At 57.7% G+C, this 23,151-nt stretch carries 19 protein-coding genes; 14 read left to right on the top strand and 5 right to left on the bottom strand.

Going from position 1 to position 23,151, the window contains the following annotated elements:
- Nucleotides 1-8: 8 nt before the first annotated feature.
- The 9 genes from carB to FB556_RS06885 all read left to right on the top strand — a co-directional run bounded on the left by carB (nt 9) and on the right by FB556_RS06885 (nt 11,050).
- Nucleotides 9-3,317, top strand: a complete 3,309-nt coding sequence (carB, locus tag FB556_RS06925) for a carbamoyl-phosphate synthase large subunit (protein WP_141866099.1) — start codon at nt 9-11, stop codon at nt 3,315-3,317.
- Between the two features lie 6 nt (nt 3,318-3,323).
- Nucleotides 3,324-4,166, top strand: a complete 843-nt coding sequence (pyrF, locus tag FB556_RS06920; protein WP_141866097.1) for an orotidine-5'-phosphate decarboxylase — start codon at nt 3,324-3,326, stop codon at nt 4,164-4,166.
- Between the two features lie 108 nt (nt 4,167-4,274).
- Nucleotides 4,275-4,589, top strand: a complete 315-nt coding sequence (gene mihF / locus FB556_RS06915) for an integration host factor, actinobacterial type (RefSeq protein WP_141866095.1) — start codon at nt 4,275-4,277, stop codon at nt 4,587-4,589.
- A 106-nt stretch (nt 4,590-4,695) separates the two neighbouring features.
- On the top strand, nt 4,696-5,334 hold the full coding sequence (gmk, locus tag FB556_RS06910) for a guanylate kinase (RefSeq protein ID WP_141866093.1): 639 nt from the start codon (nt 4,696-4,698) through the stop codon (nt 5,332-5,334).
- A 64-nt stretch (nt 5,335-5,398) separates the two neighbouring features.
- The gene (rpoZ, locus tag FB556_RS06905) at nt 5,399-5,770 is read left to right on the top strand and encodes a DNA-directed RNA polymerase subunit omega (protein ID WP_141866091.1); all 372 of its coding nucleotides are present in this window, start codon (nt 5,399-5,401) and stop codon (nt 5,768-5,770) included.
- A gap of 33 nt (nt 5,771-5,803) precedes the next feature.
- Nucleotides 5,804-7,024, top strand: a complete 1,221-nt coding sequence (coaBC, locus tag FB556_RS06900) for a bifunctional phosphopantothenoylcysteine decarboxylase/phosphopantothenate--cysteine ligase CoaBC (protein WP_141866089.1) — start codon at nt 5,804-5,806, stop codon at nt 7,022-7,024.
- 86 nt (nt 7,025-7,110) lie between these two features.
- Entirely contained in the window at nt 7,111-8,337 is a 1,227-nt protein-coding gene (metK, locus tag FB556_RS06895) for a methionine adenosyltransferase (protein ID WP_211344011.1), read from the top strand.
- Nucleotide 8,338: 1 nt separating this feature from the next.
- Nucleotides 8,339-10,423 carry a primosomal protein N' family DNA-binding protein gene (locus FB556_RS06890; RefSeq protein ID WP_141866087.1) on the top strand — a complete coding sequence of 695 codons (2,085 nt, stop codon included), beginning with the start codon at nt 8,339-8,341 and terminating at the stop codon, nt 10,421-10,423.
- A gap of 345 nt (nt 10,424-10,768) precedes the next feature.
- A complete protein-coding gene (locus tag FB556_RS06885) occupies nt 10,769-11,050 on the top strand; it encodes a hypothetical protein (RefSeq protein ID WP_170200398.1) in 282 nt (93 codons plus the stop codon).
- Nucleotides 11,051-11,194: 144 nt separating this feature from the next.
- Here FB556_RS06885 and FB556_RS06875 read toward each other — a convergent pair whose 3' ends face one another.
- From FB556_RS06875 to FB556_RS06860, 4 genes are all read right to left on the bottom strand, one after another.
- Nucleotides 11,195-12,235, bottom strand: coding sequence for a PDDEXK nuclease domain-containing protein (locus tag FB556_RS06875; RefSeq protein ID WP_141866084.1), 1,041 nt, complete (start codon nt 12,233-12,235; stop codon nt 11,195-11,197).
- A 105-nt stretch (nt 12,236-12,340) separates the two neighbouring features.
- Entirely contained in the window at nt 12,341-13,039 is a 699-nt protein-coding gene (locus tag FB556_RS06870) for a VC0807 family protein (protein WP_141866081.1), read from the bottom strand.
- An 8-nt stretch (nt 13,040-13,047) separates the two neighbouring features.
- Entirely contained in the window at nt 13,048-13,668 is a 621-nt protein-coding gene (locus FB556_RS06865) for a TetR/AcrR family transcriptional regulator (RefSeq protein WP_141866079.1), read from the bottom strand.
- A gap of 201 nt (nt 13,669-13,869) precedes the next feature.
- Nucleotides 13,870-14,772, bottom strand: coding sequence for a dihydrodipicolinate synthase family protein (locus tag FB556_RS06860; protein WP_141866077.1), 903 nt, complete (start codon nt 14,770-14,772; stop codon nt 13,870-13,872).
- 162 nt (nt 14,773-14,934) lie between these two features.
- Here FB556_RS06860 and FB556_RS06855 point away from each other — a divergent pair, with 162 nt between their 5' ends.
- Nucleotides 14,935-15,990 (top strand): zinc-binding dehydrogenase, encoded by a 1,056-nt coding sequence (locus tag FB556_RS06855; protein ID WP_141866075.1) that lies wholly within the window; start codon nt 14,935-14,937, stop codon nt 15,988-15,990.
- A gap of 38 nt (nt 15,991-16,028) precedes the next feature.
- Here the strand turns inward: FB556_RS06855 and FB556_RS06850 are convergent, their stop codons facing one another.
- Entirely contained in the window at nt 16,029-16,985 is a 957-nt protein-coding gene (locus FB556_RS06850) for an alpha/beta fold hydrolase (protein ID WP_141866073.1), read from the bottom strand.
- Nucleotides 16,986-17,059: 74 nt separating this feature from the next.
- On the opposite strand from FB556_RS06850, the gene glpK reads away from it, so the two are divergent.
- The 4 genes from glpK (at nt 17,060) to FB556_RS06830 (ending at nt 22,888) form a co-directional block, all read left to right on the top strand.
- Nucleotides 17,060-18,592 (top strand): glycerol kinase GlpK, encoded by a 1,533-nt coding sequence (glpK, locus tag FB556_RS06845; protein ID WP_141866070.1) that lies wholly within the window; start codon nt 17,060-17,062, stop codon nt 18,590-18,592.
- Between the two features lie 53 nt (nt 18,593-18,645).
- Nucleotides 18,646-21,138: a leucine--tRNA ligase gene (leuS, locus tag FB556_RS06840; protein ID WP_211344005.1), complete on the top strand. Its 2,493-nt coding sequence runs from the start codon at nt 18,646-18,648 to the stop codon at nt 21,136-21,138.
- A 7-nt stretch (nt 21,139-21,145) separates the two neighbouring features.
- Entirely contained in the window at nt 21,146-22,111 is a 966-nt protein-coding gene (locus FB556_RS06835) for a DegV family protein (RefSeq protein WP_141866068.1), read from the top strand.
- Between the two features lie 96 nt (nt 22,112-22,207).
- On the top strand, nt 22,208-22,888 hold the full coding sequence (locus tag FB556_RS06830; protein WP_141866066.1) for a helix-hairpin-helix domain-containing protein: 681 nt from the start codon (nt 22,208-22,210) through the stop codon (nt 22,886-22,888).
- The last annotated feature ends 263 nt before the right edge of the window (nt 22,889-23,151 follow it).

The following is a 23,151-nucleotide window of genomic DNA, read 5'->3' as shown; positions in this document are numbered from 1 at the left end:
CATCAGATATGCCAAAACGCACAGATCTCACATCCGTATTAGTTATCGGCTCCGGTCCCATTGTGATCGGTCAGGCCGCTGAATTCGATTACTCGGGGACCCAGGCCATCCGGGTGCTCAAAGAAGAAGGCATCCGCGTGGTGCTGGTCAACTCCAACCCGGCCACCATCATGACCGACCCGGAAATGGCTGACGCCACCTATGTTGAGCCCATCACCGCCGACGTCGTAGAAAAGATCATCGCGGTCGAACGCCCCGATGCGATCCTGCCCACCCTGGGTGGCCAGACCGCGCTGAATACCGCCATCCAACTGGACGAACGCGGCGTGTTAGAAAAATACGACGTCGAACTGATCGGCGCCAACATCGCGGCCATCGAGCTGGGCGAAGACCGGGAACAGTTCAAAGGCGTCGTCGAACGCTGCGGTGCCGAATCCGCCCGCTCCGTGATCGTCCACTCCATGGATGAAGCACTCCAGGCAGCCAACGAACTCGGCTACCCCATGGTCGTGCGCCCATCCTTCACCATGGGAGGGCTCGGCTCGGGTATGGCCTACAATGAGGCCGACCTGCACCGCATCGCCGGTGCCGGCATTCAGTATTCGCCAACCTCCGAAGTGCTGCTGGAAGAGTCCATCCTGGGATGGAAAGAATATGAATTTGAAATGATGCGCGACAGCGCCGATAACGTCATCGCGCTATGCTCGATTGAAAACTTTGATCCGGTCGGTGTGCACACCGGCGATGCGATCACCGTTGCCCCGGCTGTGACGCTGACCGATCGCGAATACGCCAAGATGCGCGACATCTCGATCAAGATCATTCGCGAAGTCGGCGTGGCCACCGGTGGCTGTAACATCCAGTTCGCAGTGAACCCCGAAGACGGCCGCATCGTCGTCATTGAAATGAACCCGCGCGTTTCACGGTCCTCGGCTTTGGCGTCCAAAGCCACCGGGTATCCGATCGCCAAGATCGCCACGAAACTGTCGCTGGGCTACACCCTGGACGAGGTCCTCAACGACATCACCGGTACCACTACTGCCGCCTTCGAGCCAGCCCTGGACTACGTCGTTGTGAAAGTCCCACGCTTTGCGTTTGAGAAGTTCCCAGCCGCCGATGCGACCCTGACCACGACCATGAAAGCGGTGGGTGAGGTCATGTCCTTTGGCCGCAATTTCTCCGAAGCCCTGCAGAAAGCTTTGCGGTCCCTGGAGCAAACTCATGACGCCGAACTGGACTTCACAGTGCCAGATGACGCCGAGGTTGCAGAATTGTTGGAGGCTGCCAAGATCGCGACGACCTCCCGACTAGGACAGATCCAGCGCGCACTTCTTGGGGGAGCGACCCCAGAACAGATCTTTGATATCACCAAAATCGATCCGTGGTTCATCGACCAACTCGTCCTAATCAATGAAGTCGCCACCGAGATTCGAGATGCTGATGAGCTGACCAAAGACCTGCTGATCCACGCCAAGCGCCACGGCTTTTCGGATAACCAAATCGGCCAGCTGCGCCACATGGACGAAGCCGTCGTTCGCGGCGTGCGCCATGCGCTAGGTGTCCGCCCGGTGTATAAATCGGTCGACACCGCAGCCGGTGAACACGTCGCCCAGGCACCGTATCACTACTCGTCCTACGACGGCACCGAAACCGAGATCACCGAACACACCCGTCCGACCGCGATCATCTTGGGCTCGGGCCCGAACCGCATTGGCCAGGGTGTGGAATTCGATTACTCGTGTGTCCATGCGACCATGGCCATGCAACAGGCCGGGTATGACACCGTGTTGGTCAACTGCAACCCGGAAACGGTGTCTACCGACTCCGATATGTCCGATCGGCTCTACTTCGAGCCGCTCACCCTGGAAGACGTCTTGGAGATCATCCATGCCGAAGAACAAACCGGCCCCGTTGAAGGAGTCTTCGTTCAGCTTGGCGGCCAGACCCCGTTGAAGCTCGCCCAAGATCTCGCTGATGCCGGTGTGACCATTCTGGGGACGTCGCCGGAAGCCATTGATCTCGCCGAGCACCGCGGCTTGTTCTCACAAGTCCTGCAGGAGGCCGGGCTGACCGCACCAAAAAACGGCACCGCAGTGTCCTTTGAGGATGCCAAGGCCGTCGCCGACGAAATTGGCTACCCGGTGCTGGTTCGCCCCTCGTATGTGCTTGGCGGGCGCGGCATGGAGATCGTCTACGACGAAGCCCAGCTGGAGTCCTACATCCAAAACTCCACAGCAGAAATCACCGCCGAACACCCGGTGTTAGTGGACCGGTTCCTCGACGATGCCATCGAGATTGACGTTGATGCCCTCTATGACGGCTACGAGTTGTTCATGGGCGGCATTATGGAACACATCGAAGAAGCCGGGATCCACTCCGGTGACTCGGCATGTGTCTTACCACCGACCACCCTGGCCCCCAATGTCCTGGCTCGGGTGCGTGAAGCAACCGAAGCGATCGCTAAAGGCGTGGGCGTGCGCGGCCTGATCAACATTCAATTCGCGCTGGCTGCCGATATTCTGTATGTGATCGAGGCCAACCCACGCGCCTCACGGACGGTACCTTTTGTCTCGAAGGCCACCGGTGTAGCCCTGGCCAAAGCGGCCGCAAAGATAGGTGTCGGCTCAACCATCGCGCAGCTGCGGGAAGCCGGCGACCTCCCGGCAACCCATGATGGTTGGTCGCTCCCGTTGGGTGCACCAATCGCCGTCAAAGAAGCGGTTCTGCCCTTCACCCGATTCCGCACGCCCGAAGGCCGCGTCGTCGACTCCCTGTTGGGCCCCGAAATGCGTTCGACCGGAGAAGTCATGGGGATCGATAAGTACTTCGACACCGCCTATGCCAAATCCCAGGACGCAGTGGGCGGCCGACTACCCACCACTGGACGCATCTTTGTCTCTGTGGCCAACCGAGATAAACGCGGCATCGTCGCCCACGCCAAGCGCCTCACCGACATGGGTTTCGAACTCGTCTCGACCGGCGGTACCGCCGATGTACTGGCCCGTAATGGCATCACAACCGAAATCGTCGACAAAATCACCAGTGATGAGGAAACGAGCGGTGAAACGATCCTAGATCAATTAGAAGATGGGCGTGTCGATCTCGTGATCAACACCCCGTCGGGCTCAGACGCTCGTGGTGACGGATATGAAATCCGTGCCGCTGCGAACTCGCTTGGTGTTCCACTGGTGACCACACTGGCTGCCGTGGGCACCGCTCTGCAAGCCATCCAAGCCCAGCGCGAATACTCCTGGGACGTCACCAGCCTGCAAGAACACGACCGCCGGTTAGCCGAAGTCATCAAGAACCAGCAGTAGGAAGCCATGTTTCAGCCCTTTGGAAGTCGTCTCGCCCAAGCCATGGACCATCACGGTCCTCTATGTTTAGGCATTGACCCACACCCTCACTTGCTGAACGCCTGGGGTCTCAACGACGACACTGCTGGGCTAGCAACCTTTTCCCAAACCGTTGTCGAAGCCGCAGCCGAAACCACCGGAGTTGCCGCCCTGAAACCACAGGTCGCGCTCTATGAGCGATTCGGCTCGGCCGGCTTCGCAATACTAGAAGACACGTTGCAGTCGGCTCGCGAGGCGAGCATCCTCACCATTGCCGACGCTAAGCGCGGCGATATCGGATCCACCATGGAAGGATACGCGCAAGCGTGGCTTGCCGATGGCTCAGCGCTGGTGGCGGATGCGGTCACCCTGACCGCATACTTGGGGTATGAGTCGTTGCGTCCGGCAATCGATTTGGCCTTATCCCATAACAGGGGAGTGTTCGTCCTAGCGTTGACCTCGAATCCCGAAGGGGCATCTGTTCAACATCTTGGGCCCGAGGGTGACTCCGTAGCCAAGCGAATTGTGGATGCGGCAGCACGCGACAATGCGACAGCCGAGCCGCTGGGGTCCGTCGGTTTAGTCGTCGGTGCGACAGTCACCGATGACGCTAAATCGCTAAACATCGACTTGGTTAGGGCAAACGCTCCAATCCTTGCGCCCGGGTATGGCGCACAAGGCGCACAGGCTGCTGATATCCGTCAGGGTTTTGGCCAGGCCTGGAAGAACGTGCTAGTCAACTCGTCTCGGGGGATTCTTCAGCACGGGCCAAAAGTGGCCGATTTGAAGTCAGCTATTGCGGACGCTCGCAAAGACCTTATTGTGAAGTAGAATACAGTTCACTAGGTAGAACAGGTCAAAGACCCAGGCGGTACTCGACCTTCTGGGTGCGACTGTCCTCACCGTTACACTTGAAACGGGCACGAAAGGGCAAAACCAATGGTTCTCAAGGATTTGACACCCGCCGAACGTCAAGCTGCCAGGCAAAAGGCGCTCGATGCGCGGACGACACGGGCCAAAGTCAAAGCGGATTTCGCAGACGGAAAGCTCTCGCTGTCAGAGGTTTTTGAACGATCTGATACCGACGAAGCTGTTGCCCGAATGCGAACCATCGATCTTCTCACCGCTATTAAAGGTATCGGGGAGATCCGTGCCCAAAGCATTATGGAGCAGTGCGAGATTTCGCTGAATCGGCGGCTTCGCGGACTTGGTCACCGGCAACGCAACGCACTGATCGATGCCCTAGGCCGGTAGAAAAACTCTCAGCGAAACCGGCGGTCTCTTTTGTGAGATCGCCGGTTGTTGCGCTAATCTACACGTATCGCATTCGTGTGCCAGCCACCTAGACACCACGAGGAACATGTTGCCTGATCAGACGCGACCGGTCATTCCCGGCCCCCGAGACTTGACCTTGCGTTCTGAACATACAGAACACCGTCCCGCTGTGACTGTCTTGGCAGGTCCTACAGCAGTGGGCAAGGGGACGGTGAGTCAGTACATCCGCGAACACTACCCTCAGGTTTGTCTTTCGGTGTCAGCCACAACTCGGGAACCGCGCCCCGGCGAGATCGATGGCGTACATTACTCATTCGTCTCGCCGCAACGATTTGATGAACTCGTTGAACAAGGCAAGATGTTGGAATGGGCGCAAGTGCATGGTCTCAATAAATATGGCACGCCACGCGACATGGTCGACAATGCACTGGCCCAGGGGAAACACGTCCTGTTAGAAATTGATCTCCAGGGCGCACGCCAAGTACGTCAATCCATGCCAGAGGCTACGTTTGTGTTTTTGGCACCACCTAGCTGGGAAGAGCTTGTGCGCCGACTCGTTGGACGGGGCACCGAAACAGCCAAGGAACAGCGACGCAGACTGGAAACCGCTAAACTAGAGCTGGCTGCCGAACCAGAATTTGACGCCGTGATCGTCAACGATACAGTTGGACAAGCAGCTGCGCGACTGGTAGAAGTCATGCAGTTGACTACACCACAGCAGTAGCTACGGCACAGAAGAAATACATCCACAATCTCCGGTCGCTCCGGAGAGATTTATTGGAGAGTCAGTGACTGAACAAAAAATTGAAGGCATCGTCAACCCATCGCTCGATGAACTGATCGATAAGGTTGATTCCAAGTACGCCCTGGTGCTCTTCGCTGCACAACGTGCACGCCAGATCAACGCGTACTACTCCCAACTTCACGAAGGTCTCTTCGAATACGTTGGACCACTTGTTGATACAGAACTCAACGAAAAACCGCTGTCGATCGCACTGCGTGAAATCGATGAAGGCCTGCTGGAAATGAAACCGGTCGAAGAAGTTCGCGCCGCAGCAGCCGAAGAACTGGCCGAAGAGTTCCCCACCTTCGAACTGCCAGCCAACGAAGACGATCCATTCGCACTGCCAGGAGAACCAACCGCAGGCTCTGAAGGATAACATCACACACCAAGAGGCTGGAAAAGGGGATCCATGCGGATTGTTTTAGGCGTTACCGGCGGTATCGCCGCCTATAAGGCTGCACTCTTGCTGCGGCTCATGACCGAAGATGGCCATGAAGTCCACGTGGTTCCCACCGATTCAGCCCTCAAATTCGTCGGTAAACCTACCTGGGAAGCACTTTCGGGCAGACCCGTCTATAACGACACTTTCGAAGCCGTCGAAGACGTCAACCACGTGCTCCAAGGACGCAAGGCCGATCTGGTGATTCTCGCGCCTGCCACGGCCAATTCGCTGGCCAAAGCTGCCGCAGGACTTGCCGAAGATCTGTTAGGCAATATCTTGTTGACCGCAACGGTCCCAGTGGTTATGGCTCCGGCCATGCATACCGAAATGTGGGAGAATCCGGCAACCCAAGCCAATGTGACGACGCTGCGTTCCCGCGGGGTCCACATTATCGAACCAGCAGTCGGACGTCTGACTGGCGTTGATACCGGCAAGGGACGCTTCCCCGATCCTGAACATATCTGGGCCCAGGCACAACAGATCGTCTCCGAGTTCCACTCAGGCGACCAGCTGGCCGGAAAATCAGTGGTCATCAGCGCAGGCGGTACTCGTGAAGCACTTGACCCTGTGCGCTATTTGGGCAACCGGTCTTCCGGTAAACAAGGCGTGGCCCTGGCAAAGGCCGCGGCCTCACAGGGCGCACACGTCACGCTTCTAGCCGGAGCCATGGATATCCAGGCGCCAACCCATCACAACATCACGGTGGTGCGTATCGAATCCACACAAGAGTTGCTGGACGCCGTAATGCAACACGCGCCACATAAAGACGCGTTGATCATGGCTGCCGCAGTTGCTGATTTCCGGCCGGCCAGTGTTACTAACGAAAAGATCAAAAAAGAAGATGACGCTGCTGCGCCAACTATCGTGTTAGAGCAAACCGAAGATGTGTTGCGCACTAGCGTAGAGCGACGTGCCACCGGTCAGCCCCTTCCACGAGTCATCATAGGATTTGCTGCCGAAACCGGTGACGAAGAGATTAGCCCACTGGAATACGGACGGGCCAAGTTGCAGCGCAAGGGCTGCGAAATACTGGTCGTCAACGAGGTTGGCGTCGGCAAAGTCTTTGGCCAAGACGACAACGATGTCACCATCCTCTTTGCCAATGGGCGCGAAGAGATCTCCGTTCAAGGCAGTAAAGATGTCGTGGCAAAAGCCATTATTGAACAGCTTGCCCTCGCGTTGGCATAGAGTTTTACGATCCATGAACCGGGGCCTTGTTGAGGTAGTCGGACGGGGTAAACTCTCATACTGTGACTGCTAAAGATACTTCTTCCATGTATGAGCCCTATGAGGGCATCGGCGACGGCCAGCTCCGGTTATTCACGTCTGAATCCGTGACCGCCGGCCACCCCGACAAAATTTGCGACCAGATCTCCGATGCGGTGCTCGATGCCATTATCGCTCAAGACTCCAACGCCAAGGTTGCAGTCGAGACCCTGGTGACCACCGGACTGGTCCAGGTCGCAGGCGAGGTCAACACCTCCGCATACGTTGAAATCCCAGATATCGTGCGCCAAACCATCTTGGACATTGGTTATGACTCGTCAGCCAACGGTTTCGATGGCGCCACCTGTGGTGTCAACATTTCCATCGGTCAGCAGTCATCCGACATTCATCACGGTGTCTCGACGTCGTTGGAAGCTCGCGACGGGTCCGTCGATGAAATCGACAAACAAGGTGCCGGCGACCAAGGCATCATGTTCGGCTATGCCTCCAATGAAACCCCGGCACTGATGCCCGCCCCAATCTACTTGGCCCACCGACTATCGGAACGTCTGACCACCGTGCGTCAGCAAGATAACTCGCCGATGCCATACCTGTTACCCGACGGCAAAACGCAGGTCACCATTGGCTACGACGAACACCATGTGCCACAATCTGTGGAAACCGTGGTCGTATCTACCCAGCACTTGGCCGATGTGACGCAGGAACAGCTTCACGACGATGTCATCGAACACGTCGTCAAGCCTGTGCTGGTCAACTTTGGCTTGAACTACGACAACGCCGAATTCATCATCAACCCCTCCGGACCTTTTGTTATCGGCGGGCCAGTCGGTGACGCTGGTCTCACCGGACGCAAGATCATCGTGGACACTTACGGGGGTATGGCCCGCCACGGTGGTGGTGCCTTCTCGGGTAAAGACCCCTCAAAGGTTGACCGTTCGGCTGCCTATGCCACTCGGTGGGTTGCCAAGAACATCGTTGCAGCAGAACTCGCCGAGCGTGCTGAAGTCCAGGTAGCCTACGCAATCGGTAAGGCTCGTCCAGTTGGCCTGTATGTGGATACTTTCGGCACTGAAAAAGTCAGCCACGAACGCATCATCAACGCAATCAATGAGGTCTTTGACCTGCGGCCAGCGGCCATCGTCCAAGACCTCCAGTTGTTGCGTCCCATCTATCAAGCCACCGCCGCCAACGGTCACTTTGGACGCGAACTGCCAGATTTCACCTGGGAACGCACCGACAAAGTCGACCAGTTGCGCGCCGCGGTAGGCTGGTGATGTGCCACAAACAGATGCTCTATTTGACCTCCCGGAACGCCGCGCGACCCTTCCGCCGGCGCCCGATGGGTGGCCACAACAACCGGTAGCCAAGGTCCTGCTCGAAGCACCGGTGCTGCATCTGGACCGACACTTCGACTACCTCATCCCCAAAGACCTCGATGCGGCAGCCCAGCCGGGCGTACGAGTCAAGGTTCGGTTTGGGCACCAACAGCTCTTCGGTTGGCTGGTTCGGCGGACCGATACCATCGACACCACAGCACGGCTGACCACGATCCGCAAAATCGTCTCGGCTCTTCCCGTGTTGGAGCCCAAGGTTTTCGAACTTGCTCAGCAGGTTGCTCAACACTACGGGTCGATCACCTCCGATGTGTTGCGCGCCGTCGTACCGCGCCGGGTCGCAGGAGTTGAACGTGACATTGCTGAACGAGTCGCAGACCACGCCATCCCCGCCCCGCCGGTTATCCCCCCGTCAACTCAAGCGTCACTAACCGGGACAAGCGCACCGGGTTTTAGCTGGGATCTATTGGAGGGGACCGAACACCTGTTTGAACCCGGGCACGATGGGCACTATGCTCTGACGCTGCCCAGCGCTCACGGTAGCTGGGACGCGATGGGTATTTTGGCCGACGCGGCACAGCGCATGGCCGCTACCGAACAAAATACGCTCATTGTCGTCCCTGATCACAAACATCTTGCTCGGCTTCAGCGCCAGCTCGAAGATCGCATCGGTGCTCGCGCATTCGCCATGCTGAGCGGGGAACAAGGCGACACTGCACGGTATCGCTCGTTCCTGAATATATTAACCGGGCAGCACCGTATCGTTATCGGTACCCGATCTGCCATCTGGGCCCCGCTAGAACAGCTCGACGCAATCATCGTGTGGGAGCCCACCAGCGAGCATCTCATCGAGCCGCGCACCCCGTACTTTCATATTCACACGGTTGCGCGCTTGCGAGCCACCCAACATAGGGCACGCCTTGTGTTGGCCTCGACGTCCCGCGCACTGGAAATCCAGCATCTGGTCTCCACCGGCACGCTTGCTCAAATCGGTGCGGATCGGTCGACCCGCAAGTCCCTGGCTCCTCGGGTGGTGGCAACAGCCGACTCCTTTCATGCCGAACGTGACCCGCTAGCACAGATCGCTCGGATCCCGCACCTGGCCCATGTCACAGCGCGCGAAGCGCTTGAGGGCAAACACGGCCGACCCGGACCGGTGTTAGTGCAAGTGGCCCGCGCCGGATTCATTCCCGGGCTATTTTGTGCAACCTGCGGTGAATCCGCGCGATGCCGGAACTGTACCGGCCCGCTGGGATATACCGATCGGCTGGCGGTTGAACGCCATGAAGCAACATGTCGGTGGTGCGGTGTGAAAGAACGCCATTTCGCCTGTCCAAACTGCGGTGGCCGCCAACTACGTGCCGGCGCTCGAGGTGTGCGACGCACCGCCGACGAACTCGGACGAGCATTCCCGATGACACCCGTCATGTCGTCTTCGGCAGAGCACATGCTAGTCACCGTAGGGGAGCAACCTGCCATTGTGATCGCCACCCCAGGTGCTGAGCCTATTGCCACCGAAGGATACGCAGCCGCTCTACTCTTAGACGGCGATGCCCAGCTGCAGCGGGAGGGCCTGAACGTGCCCGAACAGGTGCTGGGCCATTGGATGCGCGCCGCGACCCTGGTACGCCCGGCAGCGTATGGGGGCACCGTCGTGGTGACCGCTGAATATAATGACGCCGTTGCGGCCTTGGTTCAGATGAACCCTATTGCGTGGGCGACTCGCCAATTAGCCCAACGGCAACAGCTTGGCCTGCCACCTGCCATGCGCGTGGCAGAGCTAATCGGGCCGTCCCATGAGGTGCAGAAAACCATTCGGCATACTCCGCTGCCGTATCAGTCCGAAGATTCCCCGTGGATTGGCCCGGTGCCGGTCGATGAAACCACGCATCGAGCGCTGTTGTTCTTTCCTGACTATGTCGCCGAACAGGTCGTCGGTGCACTCAAAACGACTCGCGCCCAGCTCTCTGCCCGCGGTGAGACCACCTCGGTGCGGTTACGAATTGACCCCACCGACGTGCTCTAATACACCTCTCACTAGGCATACTGGTTCGGCCACGGCCCATGCTGCTAGGTTGGAGACCACTTTTCCCTCAGGATAGGCAATGTTCCAATGCTCATCTTCAAACGTGCCATCGCATCAATTGTGCGCTGACGTTTGTAGATAGCCCTATCCAAGTGGCTCCGAAGTCAGTGCTTTCGCTGACGGATCGAGAGCCCTATGTTATCTGTAAACACTGGACCCGTCGTGCTCACGGACATCACCTTTGCCTAGCCAAATGACACACCGTTGCTGATCTCTTGGGCTTACGGAGCCAGCTTGAAGCACTTGGTGCCATTGAGGACGGCGCGACAAGTCCAGCCCTATTTGATGTCTCTTCGTCTTGCGGCTCACCCGATCGTGCTGCTCGATGAACCGACCAATAACCTCGATCTGGTCAGCGTCGATGTTCTCGTCGATGCGCTTGAATCCTACGGAGGGGCACTCGTTGTGGTCAGTCATGATGACATGTTCTTAGCGCGTCTCCACATCGACACCTGGGTCACCTTGACCCGCGACGGCCTACACCGCAGCAAGCCACCGTTTCCGATTGAGGGGGACCATGAATACCATTCCAGATCCCAGCCATATACACCCCACGACCCGGACTGACCTGACGAACGTGGTTTTTCTTAAACCGCTGGTGCCGTCGTCGCTGATCGAGGTCGGTGAGTATACCTATCAAGACAATGATGATCTCGCTACACTCCTCGACCAGGTCCAAGACCATTACGAGCCCAAGCAGGCCCGAGGGGGTCAAGAGTTTTCGGTCGTCTCAATCTGTTGGAACGCTGCTGAGAGCTCGTCCTCAGCAGGTAACGCCTTTTTCTCATCCGTTGGTAAGGATTCATAGGTGTAGGTGGACACGGCCATGGGCGAGTCTGATCTGCTGAGGGCATAGCGCACACTGTGGTCGTTTTTGCTGCCACAAATCAGGATGCCAACCGTCTGATTATGCGCTTCACGTTTGAGCTGATCATCAACGACCGCTACGTAGAAGTTCAGCTTGCCCGCATATTCGGGCTGGAATTTCCCGGTTTTGAGTTCGACGACGAAGTAGCGCAGCTGCTCAACGTGGAAGAACAACAAATCGATGTAGTAGTCGTCCCCACCGACTTCGATGTGGACTTGGCGTCCGACAAACGCGAAGCCCGGTCCCAGCTCACGCAACGTCTCAACGATTCGATCGGTCAGGGCTTGTTCCACGTCCCGTTCGGCCACTTCGCCAGACAATCCCAGAAACTCGAAAGCGTATGGGTCTTTAGCCACCTGCTGTGTCAGTTCTGATTCGGCAGCGGGTAGGCGCTGGGGAAAGTTCGATGGTGCGGCACCGGTGCGTTCGATCGTGTTGTTCTTGATCATGTTCAGCAGCACATTGCGTGACCACCCGTATTCCACGGCTGCAGCCGCATACCAGAGTCGTGCTTCATGGTTCAAAGGCTTGTCTAGTAGGGTCCGAATGTGGCCCCAGGGTAATTGCGCCACAGGTTGTGGCGCAATTTGCTCGACATTCCAATGCCGAGCAAATGTGGTCATGTACTGCAGGTTTCGAGGTGAAAAGCCCCGCATTTCGGGGAACTCGGCCCGTAGATCTTCGGCTAGACGAGCGATGATCTTGCTGCCCCAGCCTTGTTGTTCTTGCCGTACCAGGATCTCTTTGCCGATAGACCAGTACAACTGGATCAGTTCGGTATTAATGGTACGCCGGGCTTCGAGCTGAGCTTGATGTACACGCTGTTTGAGCGTTTCAAGGGTCTGGCGGTAGTCATTGGGAAGGGCAAGATCTGCAGAAGACATGTTCTTATTGTCCAACCTGGGCTTGTCGTCCACCCGCGTATGTCATTGTATGGTTCTTGATCATGCCTGGGCCGACCATGAACCCACGGGAGCACGACCGCTGAACTACTCGTCAGATTCAAGAGGTTGCTCCGCAGTGCCCCTCTTGGCTCGTCTGCCATAGAGCTTCACAGCTTCATTTATCAGGACCAGCATGCCGATGAGCAAGCCCACACTGGCTATCGGGACCAGATCAAGCGGAAGGGTATATGCCATGACGATGCGTGCGATAGCATCCAGGATGAACGCGCTGCCCCAACCGATGGTAAGCCATCTAAAGGCCCGAGAAAACGTTGGGTCCGTTTGCCAATTGCGCTGCCACTCTTGGGCAGTCTGCGGTGGCAGGACGGCCAGGGTCGCGGTGAACAGAACTGGTCGGGGGCTCATCAGCGACACGAGCAGCCACACGCCAATGGCGGCGGTCAGCCAGCTTTCTCGGGCCATTAACAGTCGTGCATCCCCACCCAGGAACCCGGCCAGAGTGCCCACGGTCAGAATGCTTAGAGTAAAGATACTCAACCGCTCGAGACGTCGGGTACGGATTGCACTGACCATGATGCGAATCAGTGGTCCAACGGCACCAAGCATCAAGGCCAACCACGGGTCTGCACCAAATAGCCGCAGACCGTAGTAGGTGGCAAAGGGCAGCACCAGGTCGATGCCGATGACGCCGAGGACCTTGCCTCGATTATCCACAGGCGGTTGGGTCGTGACGTGCGCTATGGCGGTGGAATGGGGTGGAAGGGTGGAATCATGGAAATTCATCTCGACTCCTAGGGGCTTCGTCGATGGACAGCAAGTTCTACGACGGTCATAAGTTCCCGCGTGTATGACTCAAGGTCAAAGGATGGGTCTGCGATGAGCCTGCCGGAGGCGGTGTCTACTGCGCCTCGGATCATGACCGCAAGGTTGTGAGCATCAAAGCTGCCGAACTCGTTTGAGGCTTGACCGTCGCGTAAGAGTTGTTCGAAGTGGGCCAGAACCGGATCTTCACCCTCCGGGGAAAATTTCAGACCACCATCTGGCCGACGGGCATTTGTCACGATTTCCACAACGGCCCGGACATCAGCGGTGTGGGTACCAACGAATTGCAGATTGGCTTCTAGATACCCGGTCACCTTAGCACCGGCTGTTGATGCAGCAGCTAGTCGGGTTTCGATGGCTTCACCTGCTCGGGTGTAGACGTCAATAACTACTTGTTGTAACAGATCGTCTTTGCTATCGAAGTAGTAGAGCACGACCCCTTTGCTCACTTGGGCCCGGCGAGCAATTTCTGCCAGGGACGCTCCCGAGTAACCCACCTCTGACAACGTCGCGATAGCACAGCCAATGATCTGTGATCGTCGGGCTGATTCAGTGAACGTCGGTGCTTTATCTGGCGATTCTGACCGCATGGTCAAATTCTATTACGCGTGGTTAAGGGCGGCTAGAGCGAGAGGGAATTTTCTTCGAGCGCAGTAGTCTTTGTGCCCAATGGGATAGCGTGAGCGCTCGCAGAAGGCAGTTCCTAGCACCTATGTAATGTGTGGTTGAACTGGAAGGACGGATCAGACCAGATCCGCCGAGGCCGTCAAGTGTGTTAGGGCGACAGCTACTTACTTGGCTAGCTCAAGTGCCTCAACAACCTCTGCTACACGTGCTCGTTGACTGGTGGATAAGCCCTGAATTGGCAATGGCAGACTCTGATACGGCACGAGACCCAGATATTCGGCGATTGCCGCGGTCACCCGCAGGCTTCCGCCGAATGCTGTAAAGAGGTCCCACAACGGTGCTAGACGTTGAGATTCTTGCAGCGCGTCGCCGTCCCGGTGTTGTTGTATGGCCCGTGTGATGGCCAGTGCAGAATGGGGTAGGGTTCCGCCAATCACTGAATACCAAGCATCGCCGCCAGCACGCAGACCCGTGGCTGCAAACGCATCGCCTGACACCCCGATGGTCACGTGATTAGGAATGATGGCCCGTATCGCTGCAATATGCTCCCGTGCTTTGACCGGTTCGGCGGGCACTCCAGGAATCTTCAGTGATGCGATGCCAGGTAATGCTGAGATACGGGCATAGAGCTCGGTGTTGAACGTGAAATGCGTCGTCCCGGGGTTGTCGTAGACGATGATGGGCAAATCCGCATGTTGTGTCACGGTGCGAAAGAGCGCAAAGACATCGTCTTCGGTCAGGGGCTGGTAGGTCATGGGAGCCAGCAGCAGACCGGATGCCCCGGCACGCTGTGCGCTGTCAATATTCGCCAGGATCTGGGATGTCCGAAGCGCCCCAATGCCAACAAACACCGGAGTGGTCCCTGCATGTTCGACTGCCAAGTGCGCGATACGATCACGTTCACCGGCCGTGAGATAGGCGTAGGAACCGGTGGACCCAAGGACGGTAATGGAATCAACGCCTGCGGTAGTCAGTCGCTGCATCAAACCGATAAAAGCAGCCTCGTCGATCTGGTCATATGCCAGTGGTGTGAGGGGGAATGCGCTGAGACCAGTAAATAAAGACATGCGACTTTCCTAATGAGGTCGAGCTTAAGAAGTTGTGTCGACTTAATCTACCGGTTCCATGGGTACTCACAGCCAGTCGCTACGGGTTTGTAGGGTTCTGCTCTGCCGAGCCGTTGCATATCGTGGTGCTGACTGATCTATAGTGCAATCACCGGAGGTTCTATGAGGATTGCGACGACGATGCGAGCAGCCTTGATCCAAGATCATGGCGGGATTGAAGCCCTTGAGGTCACAGACGTCGACGTGCCATCCGTTGCTCCCGGCGAGGTCCTAGTCGAAGTTCGTTCTGCCGCGTTGAATAATACCGACCTGTGGACCAGGCAAGGTGCATACGGCAGCCCAGATGACCCGAGCGCCTTGTCAGGCTGGCGGGGACCCATAACCTTCCCACGCATTCAAGGCGCCGATGTCGCCGGACGAGTCATTGCAGTCGGCAGCGCTCAAGATGAGCAACTGATCGGACGCAGAGTGGTCATTGATCCGGCAATGTATGACACTGACAGCCCAGATGCGAACCCTGTTGGCCTGATGGGCAGCGAGCGCGATGGCGGATATGCCCAATATGTCACCGCACCAACCGAGCGAGTCCACGATTTGACGGATGCTCCATTGACCGATGACCAGCTGGCCACGCTACCTACCGCATACGGCACGGCCCTGGGCATGATCGAGCGTGGACGGGTACAAGCGGGGGAGACCGTCTTAGTGTCGGGCGCTTCTGGAGGTGTAGGACTGGGGCTGGTACAACTGGCTCGCGCTCGCGGTGCACATGTCCTAGCCATCAGCAGTGGTTCGAAACGTGAGGCCGTAGAACAGGCCGGTGCCCATGAAGTGCTCGACCGGGCTTATAGCATCGTCGAACAGGTACACAGTGTTGTCCCACGGGGCATTGATGTGGGACTTGACGTGGTTGCCGGGGAGCTGTTGCAAGATGCTTTGCCGCTGCTGAGTGAAAGCGGTCGGTGGGTCGTGGCGGGAGCACTAGGCGGCTACGATGTGCACTTTGATGTGCGTCGTCTGTATTTACACAACGCACAGCTCATTGGATCCTCCATGCATACACCAACACACTTTGCATCATTGATGGAGATGGCTCGTCGTGGTGACATCGAGCCGGTGATTGCAGAAGTGTTTTCGCTTGACGACGTGCGTGAAGCTCAACAGACGCTGGAACGCCGGGACCACGTTGGCAAGATCGTGATGCATCCGTGGCCATAGCGCGACGATGGGATTTGGGTGGTACGAACGGTGAACCGTTAAGCTTCCTCCAGGCGAGACATCATCAAGACGGCGACCGCTCCCGATCGCTCATAATGCATCAGGTGTCCCGTGTGCTGTAACACGTAGGTTTCGACGTCATCGGTCGCCAAAACCTCTGCCAGGGCTGATATATCCTCTGGAGATGACAGCTCGTCGTCGGCACCACCAATCATGGTCACCGGTATACCCAGTCGATCCGCGAAATCAGCCACCGTGTGCGTGATGGACGCCTGGTAGGCCTCGAGCAATGTGGCGGGGGAATCAAAGCCGGAGAAGTAGGTCTGGTGTTGATCATGGGTATAAGCCAACACACGAGGGTCATCGGTTTTGGTCATGAACGCGCCCGTGGCCCACACAATGAGTGTATTTCCGAGCAGGCGACGCCCTAGGGCTGTCGGCAGGGCCGCACACAACCGATAAAACCCGTCGGTCACCAGCGTGGCGGCACGATCCACCGGTGTCCCGGCGTCTAGGGCTGGTTTGGCAATCGGATTCAATAACACGAGGTGCGGGTAGTCGACTGCTTCGGCGGCCACCGCGGCTGCGGCTACGACCGAGCCAAAGGAATGCCCCACCAGGATGGGGCGTTGCATGTGCTGAGCTATCTGGTTGATCACGTGGGCGTAATGCTCCACGGTATGTTCAGCATCCGGCATCGCACCAGAGACGCCGAACCCCGGAAGATCCGGCACCCACACCTCATATGGCGCCAGGCCATCCACGATGAGCTCCAGCCCGTGATGGTCCCCGCGGAACCCATGGACCGCAAGAATCTGTCGGGCATTCGGCGGCCCGAGATATTTGAACACCGCGATTTCGAATGGTGCACCGGTGACCGGATCTGTAATGCAGATCCCAAACCGTTGAGGATCGCGTTGTTGATGTCCCGTTAACACCGCTCGGTCCCGCACGAGAAAGCGCGGTCGCAATCGGGCAGCAATTCCATAAGGCATAGCGACCAGTCTATCGGTCCGCAATCAGCAGCCCGGGGTGACCGACTCCACAACCATGTGGTTAAGTAACGCTTATGGTTGCAACATCAACACCGCAAATCATCATGGCCCTTGACCTAGGCACAACCTCCACCCGGGTGGCCCTGTATGACGCCGAGGGCAACACCGTCACAATCGTGGCCCGCGAACACCAACAGTATTTCCCGCAGCCCGGATGGGTGGAACACGACGCCACCGAAATATGGGCGAATATCCGCGAACTGTCTGCGCTCGCATTAGCCCGGGCGCAGCTCACGGCCACCGACATCGCCGCGATCGGTATCACCAATCAGCGCGAAACAACCGTTGCCTGGGACGCCACCACCTCCCAACCGGTACACCGAGCGATCGTGTGGCAAGATGCCCGCACCGATGCGATCATCGAACATCTGATCTCCAATGGCCACAACACCGCAATACAGCAAACCACCGGGTTGAACTTGTCCGCGTATTTCTCCGCGTCCAAAATGACCTGGTTACTGGCAAATAATGACGACGCCGCCCGGCTGGCCGCATCCGGGAGCCTGCGCTTTGGCACGATCGACTCCTGGATCATCTGGAACCTGACCGGTGGGGCCGTCCATGCCACGGACATCACCAATGGGTCGCGGACCTCGCTGATGAACATCCGCACCGGGTCCTGGGACTACGAGCTGGGCCACGTATTCGGTATCGACCCGAAAGTGCTGGAGTCCTCGTTGCCGCAGATCTACCCGTCGGTGTATGACTATGGCACCGTCGCCCAGGGCTTGGCCGTTGCTGGGGTACCAATTACCGGCGTGTTAGGCGACCAACAGGCGGCAAGCTTTGGTCAGACCATCTTCGCAGCGGGGGAGGCCAAGAACACCTACGGTACCGGTTGCTTTTTGCTGTACAACACCGGGGCCGAACCGGTGTTCTCGTCATCCGGATTACTCACTACGGTGGCGTATCAGCTGCCGAATGAAGACCCCGTCTACGCGCTGGAGGGCTCGGTAGCACAGGCCGGTTCGGTGGTCCAATGGCTCCGCGATCAATTCGGTATCATCCAAAACTCGCAGGATATCGAAGCTCTGGCCAACAGCGTCGAAGATCACGGGGGCGTGTACTTCGTTCCGGCGTTCTCGGGCCTTTTTGCGCCGTGGTGGCGCGCTGACGCTTCCGGAACCATCATTGGACTGACCAGTTATGCCACCGCCGGCCACATTGCTCGAGCCGCACTGGACGCCACCGCTTACCAAACCCTCGACGTCGTCAAGGCTGTTGAAGCTGATACCGGGCAAAAACTGCGCCGACTCAACGTTGATGGTGGCATGAGCGTCAACGATCAGCTGATGCAATTTCAAGCCGATATCCTTGACGTGGACATCCATCGCAGCGCTGATGTAGAGACCACCGCTCGCGGCGCCGCCTACGCGGCCGGGCTGGGTGCCGGGATCTGGGCATCCACCAACGAGCTACGAGCGCTATGGCATGCTGGCGGGCACTGGACACCAGATATTGTCCCGGAAAAACGCGCCCGGTTAGTGGCCGGTTGGCATGCTGCAATTGAGCACGCGATTGGGTGGCCCGTTGAACAAACGGGTTAGAATACTAGTCTTAGACTAGATTTGACCTTTTGACCGAGTGTAGACAGGACATCGTGACGAACACATCGAAGCAAGCCCCAACCGAGCGTGAAGAATATTCGTTTGCAGCCATCGAGAAGCGCTGGGCCGGCTATTGGGAAAACAACAAGACCTTCAAAGCCGCCGACGACGACACACGCCCCCGCCGCTACGTGCTGGATATGTTCCCCTACCCGTCTGGTGACCTGCACATGGGTCACGCCGAGGCCTTTGCCATGGGTGACGTCGTCTCTCGCTACTGGATGCTTCGCGGCTACGATGTGCTCCACCCCATTGGCTGGGACTCCTTCGGGCTACCCGCAGAAAATGCCGCGATTGCCCGCGATGCTCACCCTGCCGAGTGGACCTACAACAACATTGCCACCCAGCGCTCCTCGTTCGAACGTTATGCGATTTCGGTGGACTGGGACACCGTGCTGCACACCTCGGATCCTGAGTACTACAAGTGGACCCAGTGGCTATTTCTGAAGTTTTATGAACGCGGCCTGACCTACCGGAAGAAATCCCAGGTCAACTGGTGCCCGAAAGACCAAACCGTGCTGGCCAATGAGCAAGTCGTCGACGGCGCCTGTGAACGCTGTGGCACCGAGGTCACCAAGAAGGCCCTGGAGCAGTGGTACTTCAAGATCACCGACTACGCCGAACGTTTGTTAGAAGACATGGACGCGCTGGAAGGCCACTGGCCTGAGCGTGTGCTGAACATGCAGCGCAACTGGATTGGCAAATCCACCGGTGCCACCGTGACGTTTGCGATCGAAGACGGTCCTGAGATCGAGGTCTACACGACCCGTCCGGACACGCTCTATGGGGCGACTTTCATGGTCGTAGCTGCCGACGCCGATCTGGCTGAACAGCTGGTCACCGACGACCAGGCCAAAGACCTGGCCGCGTACCGCGAAGAACTCAAACACGTTTCCGATATCGATCGCCAGTCCGCCGATCGTCCAAAGACCGGTGTGTACCTGGGTCGCTATGGGATCAACCCGCTGTCGGGTGAACGAGTTCCCGTTTGGGCTTCTGATTACGTCCTGGCCGACTACGGAACCGGGGCGATCATGGCTGTGCCGGCGCATGATCAACGTGATATGGATTTCGCTCGCGCCATGGATCTGCCCGTGCGCATGGTTGTTGATACTGGCGAAGACAATCCCGAAGACACCGGCATCGCTACGACCGATCCTGGCACCAACGTCAACTCTGGTAACCTCAATGGGCTTTCCGGCCAGGAGGCCATCGATAAAGCCATCGACCTGCTGGCTGCCAAAGGCACCGGTGAAAAATCGGTCAACTACCGGCTGCGCGACTGGTTGCTCTCCCGCCAGCGCTTCTGGGGCACCCCGATCCCGATCATCCACTGTGCTGACTGTGGTCTGGTGCCCGTTCCGGCTGACCAACTGCCCGTACAACTCCCAACGGATCTGCACGGCCAACAGCTGGCGCCTAAAGGTAAATCGCCCCTAGAAGCTGCTGAAGACTGGGTCAACGTCGAATGCCCAACCTGCGGGGGAGCTGCCAAGCGCGATACCGACACCATGGATACCTTCGTGGACTCGTCGTGGTACTACATGCGCTTTACCGATTCCAACAACGACGAAGAGATTTGGGATCGTGACCGGCTGGATCGCTGGGCTCCGGTAGATCAGTACGTCGGCGGTGTGGAACACGCGATCTTGCACCTGCTGTATTCACGTTTCTTTACTAAAGCGCTCTACGACATGGGCCTGGTCAGCTTCACCGAACCCTTCGCGAGACTGCTCAACCAGGGCCAGGTGCTCAACGGTGGTAAAGCAATGTCTAAATCCTTAGGCAACGGGGTTGATCTAGGTGTGCAACTCGATGCGTTCGGAGTAGATGCCATCCGATTGACCATGGTGTTTGCCTCCCCGCCAGAAGACGATATTGACTGGGCCGACGTCGCACCCGCAGCCTCGCTGAAATTCCTGGCCCGCGCTTGGCGACTAGCCCAAGACGTCCAATACTCAGACTCTGCTCCAGGTGCCGACCCTTCGACAGGGTCGCTGAACTTGCGTCAGACCACCCATAAGGTAGTCCACGAGGCCGAGAGCTTGTTGGACGACCAGAAATTCAACGTGGTCATCGCCCGTACCATGGAACTGGTCAACGCAACCCGCAAAGAAATCGACAACGGCGCTGGCGCAGCCGACCCCGCGGTGCGTGAAGCCACCGAAGTCGTGGCCCAACTGTTGTCCCTGGTGGCGCCGTACACGGCAGAAGATATGTGGGCCATGCTGGGGCACGAACCATCCGTGTCTCGCTCGTCTTGGCTTGAAGTCGATGAGTCCTTACTGGTCGAAGACAAGATCACCGTCATCGCCCAGGTCCAAGGAAAACTCCGCGACCGTTTCGAGGCCCCAGCCGACATCTCTGATGATGAACTTGAAGCGCTAGCCCGAGACTCCCAGAACGTGCAGCGCGCCATCGGCGATCAACAGATTCGCAAAGTCATCGTCGTCAAAGGCAAGCTCGTGAACTTCGTGGTGGGCTAACCCCACTATGACCGAGATCGCCCCGTGGATCGCCCGACTGGCCGTTCGCTCGCGTGATGTCCGCAGCGAAGCGGTCGGTTGGGCGCGCTACATTAAGCCGCAGCGACGCGACCGAGTCGCCATCGTTACCGACACGTCGGCAGCCTTGCCCGATGAGGTATATAAACTGCCAAACAGTTCGGAGCTGTTCATTATCCCGATCCCGGTGATGATTGGCGACCAGATCTACAACGAGGACGACGACACCCTCCATCACGACCTGTCCATCGCTTTGGCCGCGGGTACTGCGCTGCGGACTTCGCGCCCCTCTCCTGGCCAATTTTCTGCGCTGTATAAACACGTTGCGGAACAAGGCTACGGACACATCTTATCGATCCACCTGTCCTCCAAGTTGTCGGGCACCGCAGATGCCGCACGCGTCGCTGCTCAAACCTCGTCGGTACCCGTGACGGTCTTGGACTCATATAACGCCGGCCTATCACTGGGCAATGCCGTGCTTGACGTGCTGATCCGGACGCGACTAGGCCTATCACCCCATTTTCTGGCAAATATCGCCACCAGGCAGTCGAGTGTCAGCCAAACGATCTTTACCGTCCCCAATTTGGAAACCCTCCGCAAAGGGGGCCGCATCTCTGCGTTGACCGGTATCCTCGGGCAACTACTTCAGGTACGACCCGTGATGCAACTCAACGATGGGGCCATAGAACTTCTCGACCGGCCACGCAGTGAAGCCAAGGCACTTTCTATCATCACCGAGATTGCCACGTCGGCATCCCCACCAGTTCGACTCGGTGTGCAAGCCTACGGTGACTTCGACACCGCCTACCAGCTCGCTGCAGAGTTGCAAGACCACTCTTCGATGCCCGTCCCGGTCGTGCGTTTACCGGCTGTATTGGCAGCACACTTGGGTCTGGGAGCTCTTGGAGTCTCCATCAGCCCAGATCTTGACTATGCCAGTTACGGCACCGCCTAGATAGGTTATCCACAGACCACCGGGCACTTCTGGACCTCTCCACAATACCTAAATCCGTGCTCCGACACTCCCTAAAATGGCGGCACGCTGGGCGGTATGGGAAAACATCTGGTCGAACCTGTAGAGGACACAAAGCAACCGCCGATATGGCGCACCAAGATTGCTCTCTCGGCCGTGCTCATGGTAATCGTTACGATTCTGACGATCCTCGGTTTTCGCTGGCTTACCACCGACCAGAGTGCCACGCCAGACTCGACGTTTACCGTCAACAATATTGAACCGGAACCATTTGACAATTCAGTAGACAGTGCCTCGTTGCCTGATGAAACATCTGGTGAACTCCTCGTCGTACACGTCGCAGGCGAAGTACAACAGCCCGGTATCGTCGAGCTGGAACCCTCGGCTCGGGTCGTCGACGCCATTGAGAGCGCCGGCGGGCCAACCGACGATGCACAGCTGGACGCACTGAATCTCGCGGCGATCGTCAACGACGGCGAATACATTCTGGTTCCAGATCGGCAAACCGCCGATACTGCACAGCCGAACCCCCCGGCTGCTGGCGGGAGCGGAGCAGTGGATGGTTCTACCACCGTCAATATCAACACGGCCGATTCTGCAGCACTGGAGACATTACCGGGTGTCGGTCCCGCCACTGCTGAAAAGATTATCGCACACAGAGAACAGCACGGTTCTTTTGCACAATTAGCGGACCTGGAAGCCGTTTCCGGGATCGGTCCGGCCACTCTGGAACGACTTGATGGGCTTGTGACCTGGTGATGCCTCAGGAACATATTAAACCTGATGACATTGCCGCCCCTATTGACATACGACTAATTCCTGCTGCAGCTCTCACGGCTGCCGTATGTTTTGTCAGCCCTGGTCTGCCCTTTGAATGGGTACAGCGTCTTCCATGGATCCTGGCCGGCATCGGCGTAATGACTATTCTCGGTTATATCTGTTTGCGGCATACGCGTCGAAAACGCGTCCTATATGGCGTACTTGTGCTGTCCATCGCGTGCTGGGTTACCACGCCAGCAGCA

Source organism: Enteractinococcus coprophilus, from assembly GCF_006716305.1.
GTDB classification, from domain to species: domain Bacteria; phylum Actinomycetota; class Actinomycetes; order Actinomycetales; family Micrococcaceae; genus Yaniella; species Yaniella coprophila.
Note: the sequence above shows the minus strand (reverse complement) of the source record. Positions and strands in the feature narration are given on the sequence as shown.